Genomic DNA, 19,380 nt, shown 5'->3' with positions numbered 1-19,380 from the left:
CTGCATCACTGTGGCGAAGGCTCGCGAGCCGGGAACGGCGCTGAACCCCACTGGTTGTCACAGTTCCGTGTGACCTTTTCTTCTGGGGCGCAAGCATTTCACTGCCCGGTTGCTTGCGCATCCCCTGTTTGGGGGAGATAATCGGAATTTAAGCGATCGCTAAAGTTTGGAGAGGCGAGAGCACTGTGAGAGCGCGCGGCTTTCCGCGTCGGACGCGCTGTCGACATGCGGGGGGCCGTCGATGGCCAAGGCATTGTCGCATCATGAGCTGTCGAAGCTGATCGGCTCGATCTACGATTGCGCACTCGACCCGGAGCGATGGGAGCACGCGCTTGCCGGGATCAGAGATGCGCTCAACGCCCAGACCGCGGTCCTGCACCTTGACGACCTCACCAACGACCGGCTGCTGATCCACAGGACCGTGGGAATAGAGCCATACTGGCTGGAGCAACAGGCGAAACATATCCCCGAGATCCACGCCCGGCTGATCGAGGATCTCTCGACGTGGCCTTCGCTCGATGTGCCGCATGTGGTCTCACGCCATATCCCTCAAACATACCTGGAGACCTCCCGATATTTTCAGGAGTGGCTGAAGCCGCAAGGCCTGATCGACGTCATGTCGTTTTTCCTGATCCACACCCCTACCCGCCTTGCCGGCTTCGCCATTGCCCGGCATAAGCGGCAAGGCATTATCACCGGGCGTGAAATCAAGCTTGGCGGATTGTTGCTGCCGCATGTGCGCCGCTCCGTGATGATCAGCAACATGCTCGACATGGGCACGATCGAGCGCGCACGGATGGCCGAGGCGCTCGATGCGCTCACATGCGCCGTAGTCCTCACCAATGGACGTGGCGCGATCCTGCACGCCAATCACGCGGCCAAGCACATGCTGCGCAGCGGTGGCCCGATCCACGATGTCCATGGCATCCTGCAAGCGAAGATCCCGTCGGCTTCCAAGGAGCTTCACAGCGCCATCATGCTTGCGGCTCAGGATGATGCGAGCATCGGCAAGACAGGGGTTGCCGTCCTCCTCACCGAACCCGGCCTGCCGCCCGTCTTCGCCCGCGTGCTGCCTATGGCCGGTGGCGATCTGCGCGCCGGCATGGACCCCGCGGCGGTAGCCGCGGTGTTCATCGGCAATGCACCGGACGAGCATGACGCCGCCGACATGCTGGCGACAGCCTTTGGGCTCACGCTGGCCGAAACGCGCGTGCTCGCCAGCCTTCTCGCCGGGCACACCCTGGCCGAGACCGGCGCCAGCCTTCACATTGCCAGCACGACCACCAAGACGCATCTGGACAATATCTTCCAGAAGACCGGGGTCTCCCGTCAGGCCGATCTGATGCGCCTTGTCATGCAGATCGTTCCGCCCGGGGGGCAGCCTGTTCCCTGAACTACAGTCATTCACCGCTTTGGATACAGGTATCCAACGCCGCGGATCGTCTTGATCAGCTCCGGCTTGGCCGGGTCCTTTTCGAGCCGGCGGCGCAGCCGCGTGATACGGCTGTCGATGCTGCGGTCGAAGGGCTCGTCGCCCCTGGGTGGCGCAAGGTCGAGCAATTCGTCGCGACCAATGACTTGGCCGGCCCGGGTGGCGAAGGCGGCCACCAGATCAAGCTCCATCGGCGTCAGCGGAATGGCCACGCCGTTGGTGTCGACGAGGTTTCTCGCGCGGGCGTCGAACACATAGGTTCCGAAGGCGAAATGCCCGGCCGGCAAAGCGTCGGCATTGTTCAATCCCTTCGGCCTGCGCCTGCGCAACACCGCGGCGATCCTGGCTTCCAGCTCGACCGGTGCAAAGGGCTTTGCCAGATAGTCGTCCGCGCCGACCTCGAGACCCGCCACCTTGTCGAAGACCGAATCGGCGCCGGTCAGCATCAGGATGCCGGTGTCGTGATGCTCGCGCAGCCAGCGGGCCAGGCTAAAACCGTTCTCGCCCGGCATATTGAGGTCGAGCACGACAAGATCCGCCTTCGCTGCCGCGATCGTCTCGCGCAATTCGGCACCGCCGGATGCCGTGCGTATGCGGTAGCCTTTCGCCTGCAAATAGTCGGCGATCATGAACGCAACGTCGGTCTCGTCGTCTACGACAATGATGTCGGCCATGCGTTCCCCCGCGGCGAGCGACGCTCCAAATCTACAGGGCGCATTAACCCCGGGTCAATGTGCCCCGTCTGCTGCCGATTTCGGGCTGGTTCGACACAATTGAAACAATAGAGGCCGGGAGATTCGGTTCGCGGCATCTTCGTGAAACATCCCGCGGTTATTTGTCGAACGTCCCAGGCGGATGGCCGAGCAGGCGGCTTGACAGGCCGCGGGCCGTTCAGTCCATTGGCCCGCACGGAACAGCAACCGTCGTGACGGCGCATCCGTCTGTGGAGACCTCGCGTGACGACCTCCTCGAAGCTGTCCAGGCATTACGCGTCGTTGATGGCGGCCTGCGTTTTGCCTCTCCTCCTGCTTGTCGCCGGCATCGGCCTCTACCAGTCCTACACCCTGCAACAGTCATTTTTTCCCTATTCGATCATTTTGGTCGGGTTGCTTGTCTCGGCATTCGCTTTGCACCGAATGCTTCTGAGGGAGGTCGTCGGCCCGGCGATCTCGCTTGTCGAGCATGTCCGCTCCGGCGCCGCCGGCGAAAGCACCGACCCCGGGGCCGCGATCAAAATCTCGGCGCTTTGGCAGCCCTGGATAGACATGGCTTCGAGCATCTTCGCCGAAAACCGCAGGGCGCTGCGCGAGTTGGCCGACAGTGAGCAGCGCTACCGCAATGTTGTCGAGGCGCAGACGGAATATATCATCCGGGTCGCGCCCGATGGGCGCATGAGCTTCGCCAATGACGCCTACTGCCGCCTCGTCGGCAGGACGCGTGAGGAGTTGCTGAGCCCGGACTGGCACTATTTCAACTCGTTTTCCGCCGATTTCGGCAGCTTCGACGAGATCATCGGTCGAGTGACCCCGGAACGGCCCGTTTGCGAAGTGGAAGAGACCGGCGCCCTGAGCGATGGCCGCGAGGTCCACATTCATTGGACCGATCGCGGCATCTTCGACGCCAGCGGCAAGCTCATCGAAATACAGTCGATCGGTCGCGATGTTGCCGAGCAGAAACTCGCCCGTCAGGCACTCGAGGCCAGCGAGCAGCGCTATCGCAGCGTGGTCGAGCTGCAGACCGAGTTCGTCGTCCGGATGTCGCCGGAGGGTCATTTGAGCTTCGTCAACGACGCCTATTGCCGGGCGTGCCGGATGACCCGTGAACAGCTTCTCGACCCGTCCTGGTGCGAACTCGATGTGCTGCCGCCCGACGAACGGCGCAGGTTCCTGGACCACCTTGCCCGCCTCACCCCGCAGGCGCCGGATGCCAGCATGGAACTTCTCAATGCGATGCCGGATGGCGTGCGCCGATGGCTCGCCTGGAACGATCATGGCATTTTCGACAGCGACGGGCGCCTTGTCGAAGTGCAGTCCGTCGGCCGCGACATCTCCGACCGCGTCTTGGCCGAGCAAGCCAGAATTGAAGCCGAGAAACTGTTGGCCGAACGGGAGGCGCAGTTTCGCGCCATAGCCGAAGGCGTGCCGCTGCCGATCACCATCTCGGCAATAGAAGGCCCCGAAATCCTGTTCGTCAACGAACCGGCGCGCAGGACGCTCGGCATCGAAGTCGGCCAGACCGGAGCCGAAGCGACGTCGACCTGGGAAGACCTCTCGCAGCGAGACCATCTCCTGCGGCTTTTGCAAAGAGACGGCATCGTCGATGCATTCGAAGCCGGCATGACCAATATGCAAGGCTCAAGAATGGATACGTTGGTTTCGGCGCGGCTGATCACGCAGGCCGGCCGTTCGGCCATGCTTGCCGCCGTCACCGACATTACCCGCCAGCGCGAAGCCGAGGCGGAGATCGCCCGCCAGCGCGAAACGCTGTACCAGTCGGAAAAGCTCTCCGCTCTCGGTTCGCTGCTGGCCGGCGTGGCGCACGAACTCAACAATCCGCTGTCGGTCGTCATCGGCTACAGTTCGATGCTAAAGGAATTCTCGACGGACAAGGCGACAGTGGGACGCGCCGACAAGATCCACGCGGCGGCCGAGCGATGCTCGCGAATCGTCCGCACCTTTCTGGCGATGGCCCGCAAGAAGCCGCCGACACGGGGCGCCGTCGACATCAATGAAGTCGTGGTCGCTTCGCTGGAGCTCGCCGCCTACAGCCTGCGTTCGGCTGGGGTCGAGATCCGCACCGAGCTGGCGGAACCGCTCCCCAATATCTGGGGTGATAGGGACCAGCTTCATCAGGTCATCACCAACCTGGTGGTCAATGCGCAGCAAGCTCTGCTGCAGGTCCCGCACCCGCGGCGGCTGACCATCGTCACGTCAGGGGAAGGCGATGCCGTCGAGGTGGTTGTCGCTGACAATGGCCCAGGCATGCCGGAGACTGTGCGCGCGCGCGCTTTTGAGCCTTTCTACACGACCAAAATGGCCGGCGAAGGCACCGGGGTCGGGCTGTCTGTCTGCCAGGGCATCGTGACGGCACACGACGGCAGCATAGAGCTGGATTCGACGCAGGGCGGCGGCGCACGGTTCACGGTCCGGCTTCCGAGCGGCAAGGCAGAGACGGCTCCTGCGCCCGAGGCTGCCGGAAGAGCGCCGCCTGCGCCATCGGCGGCACGAATTCTGGTGGTCGACGACGATGCCGACATTGCCTCGATGATCGCCGAGATGCTGCGCCGCGACGGCCACGACGTCACCATTGCCGACGATGCGAATGCCGCCCTCAAGGCTGTGCGCGCGGATGGAATCGATCTGTTGATCAGCGACATACGCATGCCCGGCCTCGACGGCCCCGGCCTCTATCGCGCGCTGGAGCAACTGCGTCCCGGACTCGCCAATCGGCTTCTGTTCGTGACCGGCGACACGCTGGCGCCCGAGATCGATCGTTTCATCGGCGAGACGGGCGCGCCGGTGATCGAGAAACCAATCAATCCGCAGACCTTTCGCAGGCTCGTGATGGAGCGCCTGAGGGCGATGGAGACCAGCGCAATGGAAGAGGCTAAAGCGTGACAAAACAGAAATTGCTCATTGTCGACGACGAAGCGCCCTTGCGCGAGATGCTGTCGGATTACCTGCTCATGCACGGCTTCGACGTTCGATCCGTTCCGGATGGGGCGGGAATGCTGACCGAGCTCGATCGCTTTGGCCCCGACCTCGTCATTCTCGACGTCAATCTCGTCGGCGAAAGCGGCTACGACCTCGCCCGCGAAATCGCCAAGGGCAGCCGCGTCGGCATCCTGATGCTGACCGCGGTCGGAGACCTGCCGCATCGGCTCGAAGGTCTTGCCGCCGGCGCCGACGACTATATGGCCAAGCCGTTCGAGCCGCGCGAACTCCTGGCGCGTGTCAGGAGCGTCATCCGGCGCCTGGGCGAGGAAGAACAGACCCCGGAAAATCGCATCCGTTTCGGTGGCTGCATCCTCGATATGGACGGCCGCACGATGGTCGATTTGGATGGCGCCGACGTGCAGTTGACGTCCATGGAATTCGACCTGCTGTGCGTCTTCGCGCGCCATCCCCGGCAGATATTGTCGCGCGACCAGCTGTGCAGGCTGGCCCACAACCGCGACCTCGAGCCGGGCGACCGGAGCATCGACATCCGCATCACCCGACTGCGCAAGAAGTTCGAGAGCGAGCCCGACGCTCCGACCGTTCTGGTGACGGTTCGCGGCGAAGGCTATGTCTACGAGCCTGCCCAGGACGACGCGCGGCGCCGGTAGATACGGCGCTTCAAAGAGGCTGAGCCGTCCAGCTGTGACGGTTCACAGCTTACGCGATCGGCTTGCGCGCCCGGCGAAATTCCCTTCGCAGGCTTCGAGCCGTGTCGCGCGCGACCGGTATGGTCCAGCGCGCGGTCATCGTCGCGATCAGCAGCCCGGCAACCGGATCGATGAAGCGGGCAGTGATCGTGCCTTCCCAAATCATGGCTGTTGCGAGCGACGCGGCGATGAGCAGGTTCGACGAGAGCTTATCCGAGAACAGACAGATTTGCGCGCGGGCCAGCGCGGAGGCGGCAACCATGTTGCGGGCCTTCCACCGGCGCAGAATCCAGAAATTGATCGCCGCGTAGGCCACGTTCAGGCCCATGGCGAGAACAACGCCGGAGCCATGCGGTTCGACACCGCCGGCCCCGATGCGCTGGACCGCGACGCCGGCGACGACAGCCATTGAAAGGCACATGCCGACGGCAGCAAGCGCGTTGACGAGCGTTTCAGCCATGGCCGCTCGCCGCGTGCTCATGCCCAGTTTCTTGCTGCCGCCAGCCACAACCAGGACGGAGACCAGCACCAGCATGTCCATCAGCGTCAGCGCGAGATCGGCGCGAATGGTCAGCGATGTGGATGTCGCCGCCGCATATGCCGTCAAAAGCAGGCCCGGGGTGCCCGCCAGCACCGCCAGACGTGCCGTTCGGGCAGCCGTCGCCTCGCCGTTCAGTCTGTCATCGGTTTTTCGCGCAGGTTGCATCGCCAGAGATCTCCTCGTTCTGGCGTCACCGATGAGGCAGGGATGTTGCACTGATTTGCCGATTTGCCGGCTGAAGGTTTCCTTTGTGTCGCCGCACCGGGCGCACGCCGCGATTGTTCATTTGAGGGGATGCAGACGCGGGGCGTCATGCCCGTCTGCATCACGACAAGGCGGACGTTCGCTGATCAAGCGCACTGCCCGGATCGCAACAACTGAAACAATTCGGACGGATTTCGGCATTCGTCCGAAACAGTCGGGAGCGAAAAGCCGCGCCCATGGAGCGAACCCGATGGGACGGCTCCGCTGAAAACGAAAAGGGAAATCAAGATGAATCGCTTCAAGACTTACCTGGCTGCTGCCTCGGCAATGGCCTGCCTCGCCGCACCGGCTAGCGCCGGAGGCCCGGAAGGCATGAACGGCAAATCGCTGAACGGCCTGCAGCTCAATGCTGTGACCAGCAACGCGGTGACCAGCAACGGCCTCGGCGTTCTTGCACTCAACGGCGTGCATGCCGACGGCATCGTTCTGGCGAAAAGCCTCGCTCCGGCCGGCGGCTCCGTCGTCCACTCGAACAACGGCAATTTGCCGGCTGTTCAGCACGGCAATGTCCAATCCTCGACCATTGGTAAGAAAAGCAATGGCCTTCCGTCTGCCCAGCACGGCACTGGCAGCGACGCCGGGACTAACCCTGACCGGCCGACTCCTTCGCCGAGGCGTTGAGGTCCGCACCCCGGCGCCCGTCGTCAATAGAACGGATGGCGTTGTGCTGTCCGTTCTCATTGGCCGCGCTTCACCTGCCAGATATGCCGTCAGGAGCCAACAATGTCAGCCCACAGAAACCGCCTCGTTCAAATCGGCCGCCACGCGTTGGTCGCTGTCGCCGCAGCCATTTCCAGCATGGCCGCCATGCCTCCCGCCGAGGCCGGGACCGGACAGGCGATCAGCTCGATCTCCGTTGTCGGCACCAGATTTGAGGTGACGACGGCAGATGGTCGCGTTGTCGCTCAGGAGGATCTCGTCGGCGCCGTTCTGACGATTGGCGATGGACAGGACCGGGTGCCGCTGCGCATCGACGCCGTCGAGATCGATCCGAGGAACCCGGATGGGGAGATCATGCTCTACACCATGTCGGCCCGCGACGCGGCAAGCGGTGCATGGCGCAACATCTGCGAGCCGGACATAGAGGGCCGGCGCATGGGCTTTCCGCTTGCCGGCACCTGGACGCAGGACGGCCGCCATTTGCCGTCCGACACGGCGTTCAGCATTACCTGCACTGGCGGCGCCCAGGCGAAATGCGTGCGCTTTGGATATCGGCCTTGGAAGACGTCGTCGGACGGCACATCGCTGTGGGATCATCATCAAGCATGCACCCGCATGATCCGCGCTGATTATTGCGGCGATGGCGTCGGCCATACCCGCAACGGGACGCCGATCGTCATCTATGATCGCAAGGGCATTCAGCAGGACGAGGCCGCGCCTGATATGTCGTTCGAGGCGGCGTGGAGTGCCGACGGCGCGCTTTGCGTCAGCCACACCAGAATACCCGACGTGCTCACGATGGAGGGTCTGGCGGCGATCTGCCCAGGCGTGCGGCAGCAGCCACAGATAGCGGCGTGCGAAAGCGATGCCGGGGCGCTGATCCTCAACCGTTCGATCGATCCGCGAACGGTTCAGGCCGCAGCGAAATAGTCATAGCGCGGAAGATCTGCTGGGCTTGTCGGAGTGCGGATGTCCCGAATGGTCAAACGCATGCGCTCGTTCGACTGAGGCCATCAAGCATCCGACCTTCCGCGCCACTCCCTCACCCACCCACCTGCTTGGTGCGCTTGGCCGCGTCGACCTTGGCTCGCGCCTCCACCGCCTTCTCGATCTCGCGCTTCAGCTCGTCCTTGATCGCTACCGTTTCGGCCATCAAGGCGTCGATCTTCATGAAATCGAGCACCCGGTATTTCGACACTGCCGGGCGGATCAGAATGTCGGGCCGGCTCTGCATCAGCTTGGCGGCGATGATCGACTGCATCATCAATTGCGTCGCGCCGAACATCAGGTCGACGGAGGTTGGATGTTTGCGCCCGGCTTCGGTCGGTGCGCCGACCACGTCGACGGCGATGATGATGTCGGCGTCGAGTTCGATCAAGTCGAACGGCACCGGATTGTAGATGCCGCCGTCGATCAGCAGCGTGCCGTCGCGCATCACCGGGCGGAACACCGCGGGAATAGCCGCCGAGGCGGCCAGCGCCGAGTGCAGGTCGCCGTCGTTGAGCACGGCTAGCTTATGGCCGAAGAAATCCGTCGCCGTCACCTTCAGCGGTATGGACAGTTCGGCGAAGGTTTCGGGAATGGCGTCGGGCAGGAATGCCTTGAGAATGCGCTCGACATTGAACTGGCTGACCCGCAGCCCGCCTTGCAGCACCTCGGCGAAGGTGCCGGGCCGCGCCCGCCACATGCGCGTCGCCACCTCGGCGCGGCGGCTGAGGATCGAGCGCGTATAGGCGTGCATGTCCTTGCCTGTCATGCCCGACGCCATGCAGGCGCCCATGATGGCGCCGATCGACGAGCCTGAGATGGCAACCGGTCTTATGCCCAGCTCGTCCAGCGCCTCGATGACATGGATATGCGCCAGACCACGTGCGCCGCCGCCGCCAAAGGCGATGCCGAAGCTCGGGCTCATCCTTTGCCCCCCATTTGGGCTCATTCCTTCTTGGCCTCGCCGAGTTTCGGCCCGACGACCATGATGGCCGGCTCGGCGGAGAGCAGCTTTTTCGCCACCGCCTTGACCTGGTCCAGCGTCACCCCGTTGATAAAGGCGGCGCGCCGCTGCATGTAATCGATGCCGAGCTTGTCGAGCTGCAGTTCGAGCAGCGTCGCGGCAATGGCGCCGGAGGAGTTCAGATTGTTGATTGCATAGGCGCCGATCATGTATTTCTTGGTCGCCGCCAGTTCCGCTTCGGTCGGCCCCTCCTCAGCCATGCGCCTCACCACCTCGCGCACGACAGCCAGCGTCTCCGCCGCCCGGTCCGAGCGGGTCGCAGTGGTGATGGCCAGTGCGTTGGCATGCTGATGATCGACCAGGTCGGAACTGACGCTGTAGGCCAGGCCACGCTTTTCGCGCACCTCGTCGAACAGCCGTGAGGTGAAGGCGCTGCCGCCGAGGATCTCGTTCATCAGCACCGCGGCGAAGAAATCCGGCGCACTGCGCTTGACGCCGGGATAGGCCAGTTGCAGCGAAGTCTGCGGCTGGTCGTAATTGACCTCGAGCTGCTGGTTGAGTTTCGGATCCGTATCGGCGACCGCGCTGAGCGCCTGGTGTTCCGGCAGGCCGCCGAAGACCATATCGAGCTTTTTCTTCAACGTCTCGGCATCGATAGCGCCGACCACCGCCACATGCAGCCCGTCGCGGGCGAAATTCGCCTTGTGAAAGGCGATCAGATCCCCCGGTGCGATCGTCGCGATGCTTTGCCTGGTGCCCTGGTCGGGTCGCGCATAGGGATGGGTGCGGTATAATGCTTCCAGCCATTTGCGCTGGGCGACCGTGTCGGGGTCAAGCTCGTTGGCGATGATGCCGGACAGCACTTGCGCGCGGATGCGGTCGATTGGCGCCTGGTCGAAACGCGGCTCTGTGACCGCCAGCCGCAACAGGTCGAACGCCGCGTCCCGCTGCTCGGCCAGCATGCGCATCGAGCCGTAGGTGCCGTCGCGCGCCGCTTCGAAGCTCATCTCGGCGCCGACGTCGTCCAGCTTTATCTGGAAGGCCTCGCTGTCGAGATCGCCGGCGCCCTCGTCGAACAGGCCGCTCATCAGATTGGCGAGACCTTCCTTACCAGCCGGATCCTGCGTCGTGCCGCCGTCGAAGACGAAGCGGATGGCGACGAGCGGCACGGAATAGTCCTCCACCAGCCAGGCAGTGATGCCCTTTGACGAGGTCACCTCCTGGATGCTCATGGCCGCGCGAGCGGAAAGCGCCGGCAGGACGAGGAAGAGCAGGGAGAGAAGTAAAGTGAGTACAGGTGCGACGGCACGCCGGGCCTTACCTTCTCCCCTTGTGGGAGAAGGTGGATTGGCGCGAAGCGCCAAGACGGTTGAGGGGTGTTGGACGGAGCGCCGTCGACGCCAAGCTGGAACACCCCTCATCCGGCCGAGCTTCGCTCGGCCACCTTCTCCCACAAGGGGAGAAGGCAAGATCGGGCAGCGCATGAAGCTCAAGCTCATCATCAATCAATTCCCTGCCTGTGTCTGCGGCAAGAGATAGCCTGATGTCGAATGGTTGAGATTGAGGTAGCGCGCGGCAACCGCCTTGACTTCGTCGGCGGTGACCTTGCGGATGCGGCCCGGCCATTCCTCGACATCCCTGACGGTGCCGCCGGTGGCGAGCGTCGCGCCGTAGATGTTGGCCATCGAATCCTGCTTGTCGCGGGCGAAGATCATCGAGCGAACGAAACGATCTTTGGCCTTCTCCAACTCGCCTGGTGTGACGCCGTCCTTGGCGATGCGGGCGACCTCGACCTCGACTGCCGCCTGGACGTCGGCCAGCTTGGCGTCGCCGCGCGGCGCGCCATAGACGGTGAAGTTACTGGCATCGAGCATGGTGCCCTGGAAGAAGGCTCCGGCCTCGGCGGCGATGCCTTGCTTGACGACCAGCTGCTGGTGGAGCCGGCTGCGGCTGCCGCCGCCGAGGATCTCCGCCAGCAGGTCCAGCGCTTCCGCTTCGCCCGGCTTTGCAGTGTGATAGGAGGGAACCACCCATTGCGTCGAAAAGTTGGGCACGCTGACGCGCGCGTCAGTGAGCGTCACCGTGCGCCTAGTGTTCTGCTCGGGTTCGACCGGACGGATACGCGGCGGCAGGTCTGGACCACGCGCTATCTTGCCATAGGTCTTTTCGGCCAGCGCCTTGACCACCTCCGGCTCGACATCGCCGGCCACCACCAGCACGGCGTTGTTGGGCGTGTAATATTTGTCGTAGAAAGCCTTGGCGTCGGTGCGGTTCAGCTTCTCCATCTCCTGCATCCAGCCGATCACCGGAATGCGGTAGGGCTGGTTTTGCCAGAGCGTGGCGTCGACCTCCTCGCCGAGCACTGCCTGCGGATTGCTGTCGATGCGCGAGCGGCGTTCCTCGAGGATCACGTCGCGCTCGGTGGCGATGACATCGTCGTTGAGGATGAGGTTGCGCATGCGATCGGCCTCGAAGTCCATCATCTGCTCGAGCGCCTGCGGCACCACCGTCTCGTAAAAGGCGGTGTAGTCATATGAGGTGAAAGCGTTGTTGGAACCGCCGATGGCGGAGACGGCGCCGTCGAACGCGCCGGCGGCATGATTGGTCGTCGCCTTGAACATCAGATGCTCGAAAAAATGGGCGATGCCGGACTTGCCCGGCGGCTCATCCGCGCTGCCGATCTTGTACCACACCATATGAGTGACGATCGGCGCACGGTGATCGGGGATGACGACAATCTCCATGCCGTTGTCGAGCAGGAAATCCGTTACCTTGCCGTCGTCCGGCTTGGTGTCGGCCAGAACCGGGCCGGTCATCACGAGAGCCAGCGCCAAGAGCGTTCCGCGCAGCCATTCAGCCTGAGATGTCATCAATGGCTCCAGGTGTCATGGGGTGGGACGATAGGCGGGGATTGCGAAACAGGCAAAGTGATTTGTTCGTCATTTTCGCGCGCAAAGGCGGCCGAACTCAGGCGGCTTCGATGAAGCGGATGACGGTCTCGCCGTAGTTGCGCTCGTCGACAACCGAAAAGCCCGGCCCTGCCTCGAAGGGCGCCACCGCCGCCTCCTCGACGACGCAGAGCCCGCCGGGCGCGAGCCAGCCGCCAGCCTTGGCCGAGCGCAAGGCACGCTCGCCCAGGCCCTTGCCATAGGGCGGATCGGCGAACACCAGGCCGAACGCGGCCATCGTGCCCGCCTCGCCCAAAGCCGTGGCGTCGCGGCGGAATATCTTGGTGCGCCCGGTCAGGCCGAAGGCCTCGACATTGGTGCGGATCAGGCCGCGCCCTTCGGCCGATTCTTCGATGAAGACGCCGTAAGACGCACCGCGTGACAGCGCCTCGAGGCCGAGCGCGCCGGTGCCGGCGAACAGGTCGAGCACACGGGCCCCGTCCAGCCTATCGGGGAATCGATGCGCCAGCACGTTGAAGACAGCCTCGCGCGTGCGGTCGGTCGTCGGGCGGATGGCGCTTGAACGGGGCGTCGCCAGCGGACGCCCGCGAAATTCACCGCCGACGATCCGCATTGCCTCCCCTTGATCCCCCAGGGCCACTGCGCGGCCGGTCGCCATCACTCTTGCCGGAATTTGGGCGTTCGCCACGCGGCTTGCCGAACGGCTTTGCGCCTCCGGGTTTTCCACCTCCCGGTCCACTGGCGGGCTTGCCATAGGACGGCTTGAACGAGGCCTTGCGTGCCTTGGTTTCGGCTGCCTTGGCGGCATCGGCCTCCGCCCTGCCTTTGCCGATCGGCCGCGCGCCTGGCGCCATCCAGACATTGGCCTTGCGCTGGCCCGGCGGCTCGATCGGGCGCTGCTCGCGTTCGGACTTCTTCCCGCCGCCCGGTCTGCCGCCAAAGCCGCCTGGCCCGCTACGTTCAGATTTGGGGCCACGCTCACCAAAGCTCTTTTCCGGCCCAAAGCTTCTGCCTGGACTTGTCGACAGCTTGCCCAGCGCCTCGTCGCGGCTGCCTTCGCGGCGCTTGCGGTTCTTGATCAATCCGCCTTCGCCGATCGGACGGCGTTCGCCGTCGCGGGTGAATTTCGGCCGCTCCGGTTCCTCTTCCCGCACCGCTTCACGCCGTACCGGCTTGTTGGAAAACGGCTTGGTGATCTCGGCGTCGAAATTGGCGCCGGACTCCTCGACCAGGCGTTCGCCGAGCTGGTCGCGCAGCACGCGGCCCTTGATCTCCAGCACATGACCCTCGGGCAGGTCGTCGAGCTGGAACGGCCCGTAGGAAATGCGGATCAGCCGTGTCACGTCGAGACCAAGCGAGCCCAGTATGTTCCTGACCTCGCGGTTCTTGCCTTCGCGCAGGCCGAGAGTCAGCCAGGCATTGGTGCCTTGCTCGCGGTCGAGCGTCGCCTCGATGGCGCCGTAGAAGACGCCGTCGACGGCGATGCCTTCGCGCAAGCCGGCGAGCGCACTTTCCTCGACCTTGCCGTGGACGCGCACGCGGTAGCGCCTGAGCCAGCCGGTGGCCGGCAATTCGAGCACGCGCGACAGGCCGCCATCATTGGTAAGCAACAGCAGCCCTTCGGTGTTGATGTCGAGCCGGCCGATGGTCATCAGCCGCGGCAGGTCGGCCGGCAGCACGTCGAAGACGGTCTTGCGGCCCTCGGGATCACGGTTGGTGGTGACCACGCCAGCCGGCTTGTGGAACAGGAACAGCCGGGTGCGCTCGATCGGCGGGATCTCCATGCCGTCGAGATGGATGATATCGCCGGGCATCACATTGAAGGCGGGCGAGGACAGCACCCTTCCATTGACCTTGACGCGGCCGGCTGCGATCAGCTCCTCTGCATCGCGGCGCGAGGCAAGGCCGGCGCGGGCCAGCCGCTTGGCAATGCGCTCGCCAGCCTCTGCCGTCGCCTCGGCGGGACGCGGGCGCGGCTTGAAACCACCGCCTGATGTCCCCTGGGGTCGATCACCGCCGAAATCGCGCTTGGGCCGATCGCCGAAGTCGCGCTTGGGGCGATCACTGAAGTCTCCCTTGGGGGGGTCGAAGCGCCTTTCGCCACGCTCGCCTTCGGCAGCCGCCGGCCGGTCGCCGCGCGGCGCGTAGGGCTTGCGCGGACCTTCGCGCTTCTCATAAGGCTTGCCTTCCGGACGCGGCCCTTTGCCGAACGGCCTGTCGCCGCCCTTGAAGTCGTGCGTCGGCCGCTCGCCTTCGGCCGCCATCGGGCGGTCGCCCCGCGGCGCATATGGCTTGCGCGGCCCCTCGCGCTTTTCATAGGGCTTGCCTTCCGGACGCGGCCCTTTGCTGAATGGCCTATCGCCGCTTTTGAAGTCACGCTTTGGCCGCTCGCCATCAGCCGCCATCGGCCGGTCGCCGCGCGGCGCGTAGGGCTTGCGTGGACCCTCGCGCTTTTCATAGGGCTTGCCTTCAGGGCGCGGTCCCTTGCTGAACGGCTTATCGCCGCTTTTGAAGTCGCGCTTCGGCCGCTCGCCGTCAGCCGCCATCGGTCGGTCGCCGCGTGGCGCGTAAGGTTTTTTCGCGCCGAAAGACGGCTTACCGCCTTTGCCGGCAGCGGCGTCACGACCACGCGGGCCCGACGGTTTCGGGCCGTTCTTGCGCGGGCCTTTTTGACCCGGGAATTTCTTGTTTTTGTCGTCCATGTGGCCTTTGCTCGTTTGGGCGGGTAGATAACAGGATCGCGCCTGAGTAGCGAGGAGATAATAGGAATGGAAACCGCTTGAGGCGGCCGGATTTCATGGCGCTGGCGCTGAAAGAGGCCGAAACTGCCGCCTTGCGCGGCGAAGTGCCGGTCGGCGCGGTCATCGCCAGCGGCGATACGGTCGTTGCCAGTGCCGGCAACCGCACCCGCGAGCTTGCCGATCCCACGGCCCATGCCGAAATGCTGGTGATCCGCGAAGCCTGCAGCAAGCTGTCGAGCGAGCGGCTCACCGGCCACGATCTCTATGTGACGCTGGAGCCCTGCGCCATGTGCGCCGGCGCCATTTCCTTCGCCAGGCTGCGCCGGCTCTATTTCGGCGCCGCCGACGAGAAGGGCGGCGCTGTGGTCAACGGCGTCCGCTTCTTCGCCTCACCGACCTGCCACCATGTGCCAGACATCTACCCAGGCATGGCCGAGAGCGACGCGGCGCTGCTTCTGAAGGATTTTTTCAGGGAGCGACGCGAACCGTAGCGGCGCCAGCTTTCCCTAGCAGCTTACCACGGCAGCCAGTCGAACATGCCGCCGCTCTTGTTCTTGGCGGCCGCTTCCTTCTTGAGGCGGCGTTCTTTCTTGTACTCGTCCTCGCCGAGGTCGCCCGCAGGCGCGGTGCCGGCAGCGGCGCGGTATTGCACGGGCGGCTCGCTCAGATATTTGCGGGTGTTCGGGTCGCCCTGCTTGCCTTGGGCGAGGCGGCGCTTGACCTCGGCGGCGCGGCCCTTGTCCGAATCCGCCGGAGTCCAGGCCGGCGGATGGCTGGATCCCGACTGCGCCATCGCAGCCTTGATCGCCGTTGGATCCGTCTGGACGTCATCGACGATCTGCGCCTGGTAATCCGGATCGTCCTGATGGAGCGTAGCGTCGGCGCGCAGGCGAGCACGGCGTTGCTCCGGCGATTCGGGCCAATCGGCGCTCGCCGTCGCGATACTGTCTTGCGGCGGCGGCAGTTCCTTCTGCCCCGGCGCCGGCTTCACCAGCTCGGGACGCGGCTTGTAGTCGATCCTGTCCTTGTTCTTCGGCACGACTGAAAAAGCGCTGGTGAGATCGCCGGCAAGCTGTGCAGCGGCGGGCTTGTCGGTCCCGTAGGTCGGCGAGCCCATGCAGCCGGACAGGGCCAGGCCGGATACGACAAGCGGCGCCAGCAGCGCAACGCGCGCGCAAGTTCTTTCGGTCATGCCAAAAAGTCCCACTCTAGACAGCCTCTCGATCGCACCGGCCAAAAGGTCCGGTCCCATCGCTTATGCTCTTCCGACGGAAATCCGGCGACAATTTGTCGTCCGGAGTTTCGCGTGTTTACCTCAACCACTCGTTAAGGGCAACGCGCGGGGGCCGATCAGCCGCCCGCCGTGGCATTTGTGCACCGATATGGTGGCTGTGCATGTCGTTATCCCAAAACCGCTTCACACTTTTGGGCGACATGCATCGATATGGCGGCTGTGCATGTCGTTATCCCAAAACCGCTTCACACTTTTGGGCGACATGCATCATATACGACCAAGCGACTTCAACTCGTGCAGCACAGCGGCATCCCGGGCCGAAACATCGGGGAATTCCGCGTCGCTGCCGACATCTGCGGTATAGCGCCATGAGCGCGCGCATTTGACCAGGCCCCGGTCCTCGGCCTTCTCGACCACGACGGCGACGCCCTTGACGTCGTCCAGCGTGAAGGCGCCAGAAGGCGCGCTGCCATGCGCAATGACCAGATCGCTGGTGATCGCCATCTCGGCCATGTCGACATCTGATATCGCCGCTTCGAGCGCCGCATCGTCGAGCGTGACGACCGGCACCGCTTCCAGCGACGAGCCGATGACCTTCTGGGCGCGTGCGATCTCCAGCGCGCCGGTGACGACACGACGGACCTGCCGCACCTTGCGCCATTTTTCCGCCAGCGCCTCGTTCTTCCAGTCGGCCGGGATTTGCGGAAACTGGTCGAGATGAACCGAAACGGCGTCAGGATGACGGTCGAGCCAGGCTTCCTCCATGGTGAAGGGCAGCATCGGCGCCAGCCATTTCACCAGGCAGTCAAACAGATGGCGCACCACCTGAACGGAGGCCTTGCGCTTCACGCTGGACGGGGCCTCGCAGTACAGCGCGTCCTTGCGGATGTCGAAATAGAAGGCCGACAGCTCGACCACCATGAAATCGAGCAGCATGCGGGTGATGCGCTTGAACTCGAACGCGTCGTAGCCCGCGCGCACGACCTCATCGAGTTCGGAGAGCCGGTGCAGCATCAGCCGCTCCAGCTCCGGCATCTTGTCCAGCGGCACTTCCTCGCCATCGTCATGGGCAAGCGTGCCCAGCATCCAGCGGATGGTGTTGCGCAGCTTGCGGTAGGCGTCGATGTTGGTCTGCAGCACATTCTTGCCGAGCCGCTGGTCTTCCCAGTAATCGGTCGTCACCACCCATAGCCGCAGGATATCGGCACCCGACTGCTTGATGACGTCCTGCGGCACCACGGTGTTGCCGAGCGACTTCGACATTTTCCGTCCCTCCTCGTCCATGGTGAAGCCATGGGTGACGACGGTGTCGTAAGGCGCCCTGCCCCTGGTGCCGCAGCTTTCAAGCAGCGAGGAATGGAACCAGCCGCGATGCTGGTCGGAGCCTTCCAGGTAGACGTCGGCCGGCCACTTCAGGTCCGGACGATCCTCGAGCGTAAAGACATGGGTCGAGCCGGAATCGAACCAGACGTCGAGGATGTCCATAACCTGCTGCCATATCGAGGCATCGTGATTGCCAAGGAAACGCTCTTTGGCGCCGGCCGCAAACCAGGCGTCGGCGCCTTCCTTCTCGAAGGCATCCATGATGCGCTGGTTGACGGCCTCGTCGCGCAGGACGTTGCCGTCGGCATCGGCGAAGACGGCGATCGGCACGCCCCAGGCGCGCTGGCGCGACAGCACCCAATCGGGGCGCTCCTCGATCATGGCGCGGATGCGGTTCTGGCCGGCGGCCGGCACGAAGCGGGTGTCGTCGATCGCCTTCAAGGCACGGCTGCGCAGCGTCGTGCCGTCGCCCAGTTCCTTGTCCATATAGACGAACCATTGCGGCGTGTTGCGGAAGATGATCGGCTTCTTCGACCGCCACGAATGCGGGTAGGAATGCTTCAATCGCCCGCGCGCGAACAGCGCGTTGCGCTTGATCAGCTCGTCGATGACCGCCTGGTTGGCATTGCCCTTCTTGCCGTTGTCGTCGATGACGCGCGCAGCTCCGCCCTCGCGGTCCGGGCCAAGGCCCGGCGCATCCTTGGTGAAGAAGCCGGCATCGTCGACGGTGAACGGGATGGCGGTGTCGATGCCGCGCTGGCGCAGGTCCGACGCAGCATCCATCCAGGCGTCGAAGTCTTCGCGGCCATGGCCCGGCGCGGTGTGGACGAAGCCGGTGCCGGCCTCGTCGGTGACATGGTCGCCGGCGAGCATCGGCACGGGGAATTCGTAGCCGCCATTCAAACCTTTGAAGGGATGAGAAAGCGTAAGGATTCCAAGCTCTTCGGCCGAAACGCTACGGAGGCGATTCATCGTCACTTTGGCCTTGAGAGCGGACTCTTCCGCCAGCGCGTCGGCAAAGATCAGTCTTTCGCCGGGCTGCGGGCCGAACGCGTTCTCTGCCGCCGTCACCTCGTAGAGGCCGTAGTTGATGCGTGGCGAATAGTTGACGGCGCGGTTACCGGGGATCGTCCACGGCGTCGTCGTCCAGATGACAACGTGGGCCTCCAGCAAGTCCAGTGACGTCCCGGTAAGCTCTGGATTTAGTCTTGCGGGCTGCCCATCCGTGACGTTAGTAACTTGCCAGGCAAGGCTGACGACCGGAAACTTCGCCCAGATCGTGTCGCTCTCATAATCCTGGTACTCGACCTCGGCCTCGGCCAGCGCGGTGCGCTCGACCACGCTCCACATCACCGGCTTGGAGCCGCGATAGAGTTGGCCCGACGTGGCGAATTTCAACAGTTCGCCGGCGATACGCGCCTCGGCATGAAACGCCATCGTCGTATAGGGATTGTCGAAATCGCCGACGACGCCGAGCCGCTGGAATTCTGCGCCCTGCACCTTGATCCAGTGCGCGGCGAACTCGCGGCATTCCTTGCGGAACTCGTTGACCGGCACCTCGTCCTTGTTCTTGCCCTTGGCGCGGTACTGCTCCTCGATCTTCCATTCGATCGGCAGGCCGTGGCAATCCCAGCCGGGCACATAGTTCGAGTCATAGCCGCGCATCTGGAACGAGCGGGTGATGACGTCCTTGAGGATCTTGTTCAGCGCGTGGCCGATGTGGATATTGCCGTTGGCGTAGGGCGGCCCGTCATGCAGCACGTATTTTTCGCGGCCGGCGGCGTTTTCGCGCAGCTTGCGGTAAAGGTCCATGTCCTGCCAGCGCTTGACCAGCAACGGCTCCTTCTCGGGCAAGCCGGCGCGCATCGGGAAGTCCGTCTGCGGCAGATAAAGCGTCTTGGAATAGTCGATCGTTTCGACGGCGTCGGTCGTTGGGGTGTCGGTCATTGGTCTGCCATA

The 19,380-nt window shown here is 64.1% G+C and carries 15 protein-coding genes; 6 read left to right on the top strand and 9 right to left on the bottom strand.

The window, feature by feature from the left end; genetic code table 11:
• Nucleotides 1-241: 241 nt before the first annotated feature.
• Nucleotides 242-1,393: a helix-turn-helix transcriptional regulator gene (locus CIT25_RS16660; protein WP_095485639.1), complete on the top strand. Its 1,152-nt coding sequence runs from the start codon at nt 242-244 to the stop codon at nt 1,391-1,393.
• 11 nt (nt 1,394-1,404) lie between these two features.
• Here CIT25_RS16660 and CIT25_RS16655 read toward each other — a convergent pair whose 3' ends face one another.
• Nucleotides 1,405-2,106: a response regulator transcription factor gene (locus CIT25_RS16655; RefSeq protein ID WP_095485638.1), complete on the bottom strand. Its 702-nt coding sequence runs from the start codon at nt 2,104-2,106 to the stop codon at nt 1,405-1,407.
• 282 nt (nt 2,107-2,388) lie between these two features.
• Between CIT25_RS16655 and CIT25_RS16650 the strand changes: the two genes are divergently transcribed.
• Complete coding sequence (locus CIT25_RS16650) at nt 2,389-5,049, top strand: hybrid sensor histidine kinase/response regulator (RefSeq protein ID WP_158302573.1); 2,661 nt, start codon at nt 2,389-2,391, stop codon at nt 5,047-5,049.
• A complete protein-coding gene (locus CIT25_RS16645) occupies nt 5,046-5,759 on the top strand; it encodes a response regulator (protein ID WP_095485636.1) in 714 nt (237 codons plus the stop codon). The genes CIT25_RS16650 and CIT25_RS16645 overlap by 4 nt, the downstream gene beginning before the upstream one ends.
• A gap of 49 nt (nt 5,760-5,808) precedes the next feature.
• On the opposite strand, the gene CIT25_RS16640 is transcribed toward CIT25_RS16645, so the two are convergent.
• On the bottom strand, nt 5,809-6,504 hold the full coding sequence (locus tag CIT25_RS16640) for a cation diffusion facilitator family transporter (RefSeq protein WP_095485635.1): 696 nt from the start codon (nt 6,502-6,504) through the stop codon (nt 5,809-5,811).
• A 327-nt stretch (nt 6,505-6,831) separates the two neighbouring features.
• Here CIT25_RS16640 and CIT25_RS16635 point away from each other — a divergent pair, with 327 nt between their 5' ends.
• Together CIT25_RS16635 and CIT25_RS16630 are read left to right on the top strand one after the other, a co-directional pair.
• Nucleotides 6,832-7,224, top strand: coding sequence for a hypothetical protein (locus CIT25_RS16635; protein ID WP_095485634.1), 393 nt, complete (start codon nt 6,832-6,834; stop codon nt 7,222-7,224).
• Between the two features lie 102 nt (nt 7,225-7,326).
• Nucleotides 7,327-8,193, top strand: coding sequence for an ADYC domain-containing protein (locus tag CIT25_RS16630; RefSeq protein ID WP_095485633.1), 867 nt, complete (start codon nt 7,327-7,329; stop codon nt 8,191-8,193).
• Between the two features lie 112 nt (nt 8,194-8,305).
• On the opposite strand, the gene CIT25_RS16625 is transcribed toward CIT25_RS16630, so the two are convergent.
• The 5 genes from CIT25_RS16625 to CIT25_RS16605 all read right to left on the bottom strand — a co-directional run bounded on the left by CIT25_RS16625 (nt 8,306) and on the right by CIT25_RS16605 (nt 14,825).
• Nucleotides 8,306-9,175, bottom strand: a complete 870-nt coding sequence (locus tag CIT25_RS16625) for a patatin-like phospholipase family protein (protein ID WP_095485632.1) — start codon at nt 9,173-9,175, stop codon at nt 8,306-8,308.
• 20 nt (nt 9,176-9,195) lie between these two features.
• Nucleotides 9,196-10,446 carry a M16 family metallopeptidase gene (locus CIT25_RS16620; protein ID WP_164547231.1) on the bottom strand — a complete coding sequence of 417 codons (1,251 nt, stop codon included), beginning with the start codon at nt 10,444-10,446 and terminating at the stop codon, nt 9,196-9,198.
• Nucleotides 10,447-10,719: 273 nt separating this feature from the next.
• Nucleotides 10,720-12,084: a M16 family metallopeptidase gene (locus tag CIT25_RS16615; RefSeq protein WP_095485630.1), complete on the bottom strand. Its 1,365-nt coding sequence runs from the start codon at nt 12,082-12,084 to the stop codon at nt 10,720-10,722.
• Between the two features lie 97 nt (nt 12,085-12,181).
• On the bottom strand, nt 12,182-12,736 hold the full coding sequence (gene rsmD / locus CIT25_RS16610) for a 16S rRNA (guanine(966)-N(2))-methyltransferase RsmD (RefSeq protein ID WP_095485629.1): 555 nt from the start codon (nt 12,734-12,736) through the stop codon (nt 12,182-12,184).
• Nucleotides 12,717-14,825 (bottom strand): pseudouridine synthase, encoded by a 2,109-nt coding sequence (locus CIT25_RS16605; protein ID WP_095485628.1) that lies wholly within the window; start codon nt 14,823-14,825, stop codon nt 12,717-12,719. Before CIT25_RS16605 ends, rsmD begins: the two co-directional genes overlap by 20 nt.
• 77 nt (nt 14,826-14,902) lie before the next feature.
• Between CIT25_RS16605 and CIT25_RS16600 the strand changes: the two genes are divergently transcribed.
• Nucleotides 14,903-15,355, top strand: coding sequence for a nucleoside deaminase (locus CIT25_RS16600; RefSeq protein ID WP_095485627.1), 453 nt, complete (start codon nt 14,903-14,905; stop codon nt 15,353-15,355).
• A gap of 23 nt (nt 15,356-15,378) precedes the next feature.
• Here the strand turns inward: CIT25_RS16600 and CIT25_RS16595 are convergent, their stop codons facing one another.
• Nucleotides 15,379-16,056, bottom strand: coding sequence for a metal ABC transporter substrate-binding protein (locus tag CIT25_RS16595; RefSeq protein WP_095485829.1), 678 nt, complete (start codon nt 16,054-16,056; stop codon nt 15,379-15,381).
• A 309-nt stretch (nt 16,057-16,365) separates the two neighbouring features.
• Nucleotides 16,366-19,368, bottom strand: a complete 3,003-nt coding sequence (ileS, locus tag CIT25_RS16590; RefSeq protein ID WP_095485626.1) for an isoleucine--tRNA ligase — start codon at nt 19,366-19,368, stop codon at nt 16,366-16,368.
• Nucleotides 19,369-19,380 lie beyond the last annotated feature (12 nt).

The organism is Mesorhizobium mediterraneum (assembly GCF_002284565.1).
Classification (GTDB): domain Bacteria; phylum Pseudomonadota; class Alphaproteobacteria; order Rhizobiales; family Rhizobiaceae; genus Mesorhizobium; species Mesorhizobium mediterraneum.
Note: the sequence above shows the minus strand (reverse complement) of the source record. Positions and strands in the feature narration are given on the sequence as shown.

Excerpts from the sequence above, each read along its gene's own strand:
- CIT25_RS16615 (WP_095485630.1), bottom strand. The coding sequence starts at position 12,084 with ATGACATCTCAGGCTGAATGGCTGCGCGGAACGCTCTTGGCGCTGGCT.
- CIT25_RS16595 (WP_095485829.1), bottom strand. The coding sequence starts at position 16,056 with ATGACCGAAAGAACTTGCGCGCGCGTTGCGCTGCTGGCGCCGCTTGTC.
- rsmD (WP_095485629.1), bottom strand. The coding sequence starts at position 12,736 with ATGCGGATCGTCGGCGGTGAATTTCGCGGGCGTCCGCTGGCGACGCCC.
- CIT25_RS16620 (WP_164547231.1), bottom strand. The coding sequence starts at position 10,446 with ATGAGCATCCAGGAGGTGACCTCGTCAAAGGGCATCACTGCCTGGCTG.
- CIT25_RS16625 (WP_095485632.1), bottom strand. The coding sequence starts at position 9,175 with ATGAGCCCGAGCTTCGGCATCGCCTTTGGCGGCGGCGGCGCACGTGGT.
- CIT25_RS16640 (WP_095485635.1), bottom strand. The coding sequence starts at position 6,504 with ATGCAACCTGCGCGAAAAACCGATGACAGACTGAACGGCGAGGCGACG.
- ileS (WP_095485626.1), bottom strand. The coding sequence starts at position 19,368 with ATGACCGACACCCCAACGACCGACGCCGTCGAAACGATCGACTATTCC.
- CIT25_RS16655 (WP_095485638.1), bottom strand. The coding sequence starts at position 2,106 with ATGGCCGACATCATTGTCGTAGACGACGAGACCGACGTTGCGTTCATG.
- CIT25_RS16605 (WP_095485628.1), bottom strand. The coding sequence starts at position 14,825 with ATGGACGACAAAAACAAGAAATTCCCGGGTCAAAAAGGCCCGCGCAAG.
- CIT25_RS16635 (WP_095485634.1), top strand. The coding sequence starts at position 6,832 with ATGAATCGCTTCAAGACTTACCTGGCTGCTGCCTCGGCAATGGCCTGC.
- CIT25_RS16630 (WP_095485633.1), top strand. The coding sequence starts at position 7,327 with ATGTCAGCCCACAGAAACCGCCTCGTTCAAATCGGCCGCCACGCGTTG.
- CIT25_RS16660 (WP_095485639.1), top strand. The coding sequence starts at position 242 with ATGGCCAAGGCATTGTCGCATCATGAGCTGTCGAAGCTGATCGGCTCG.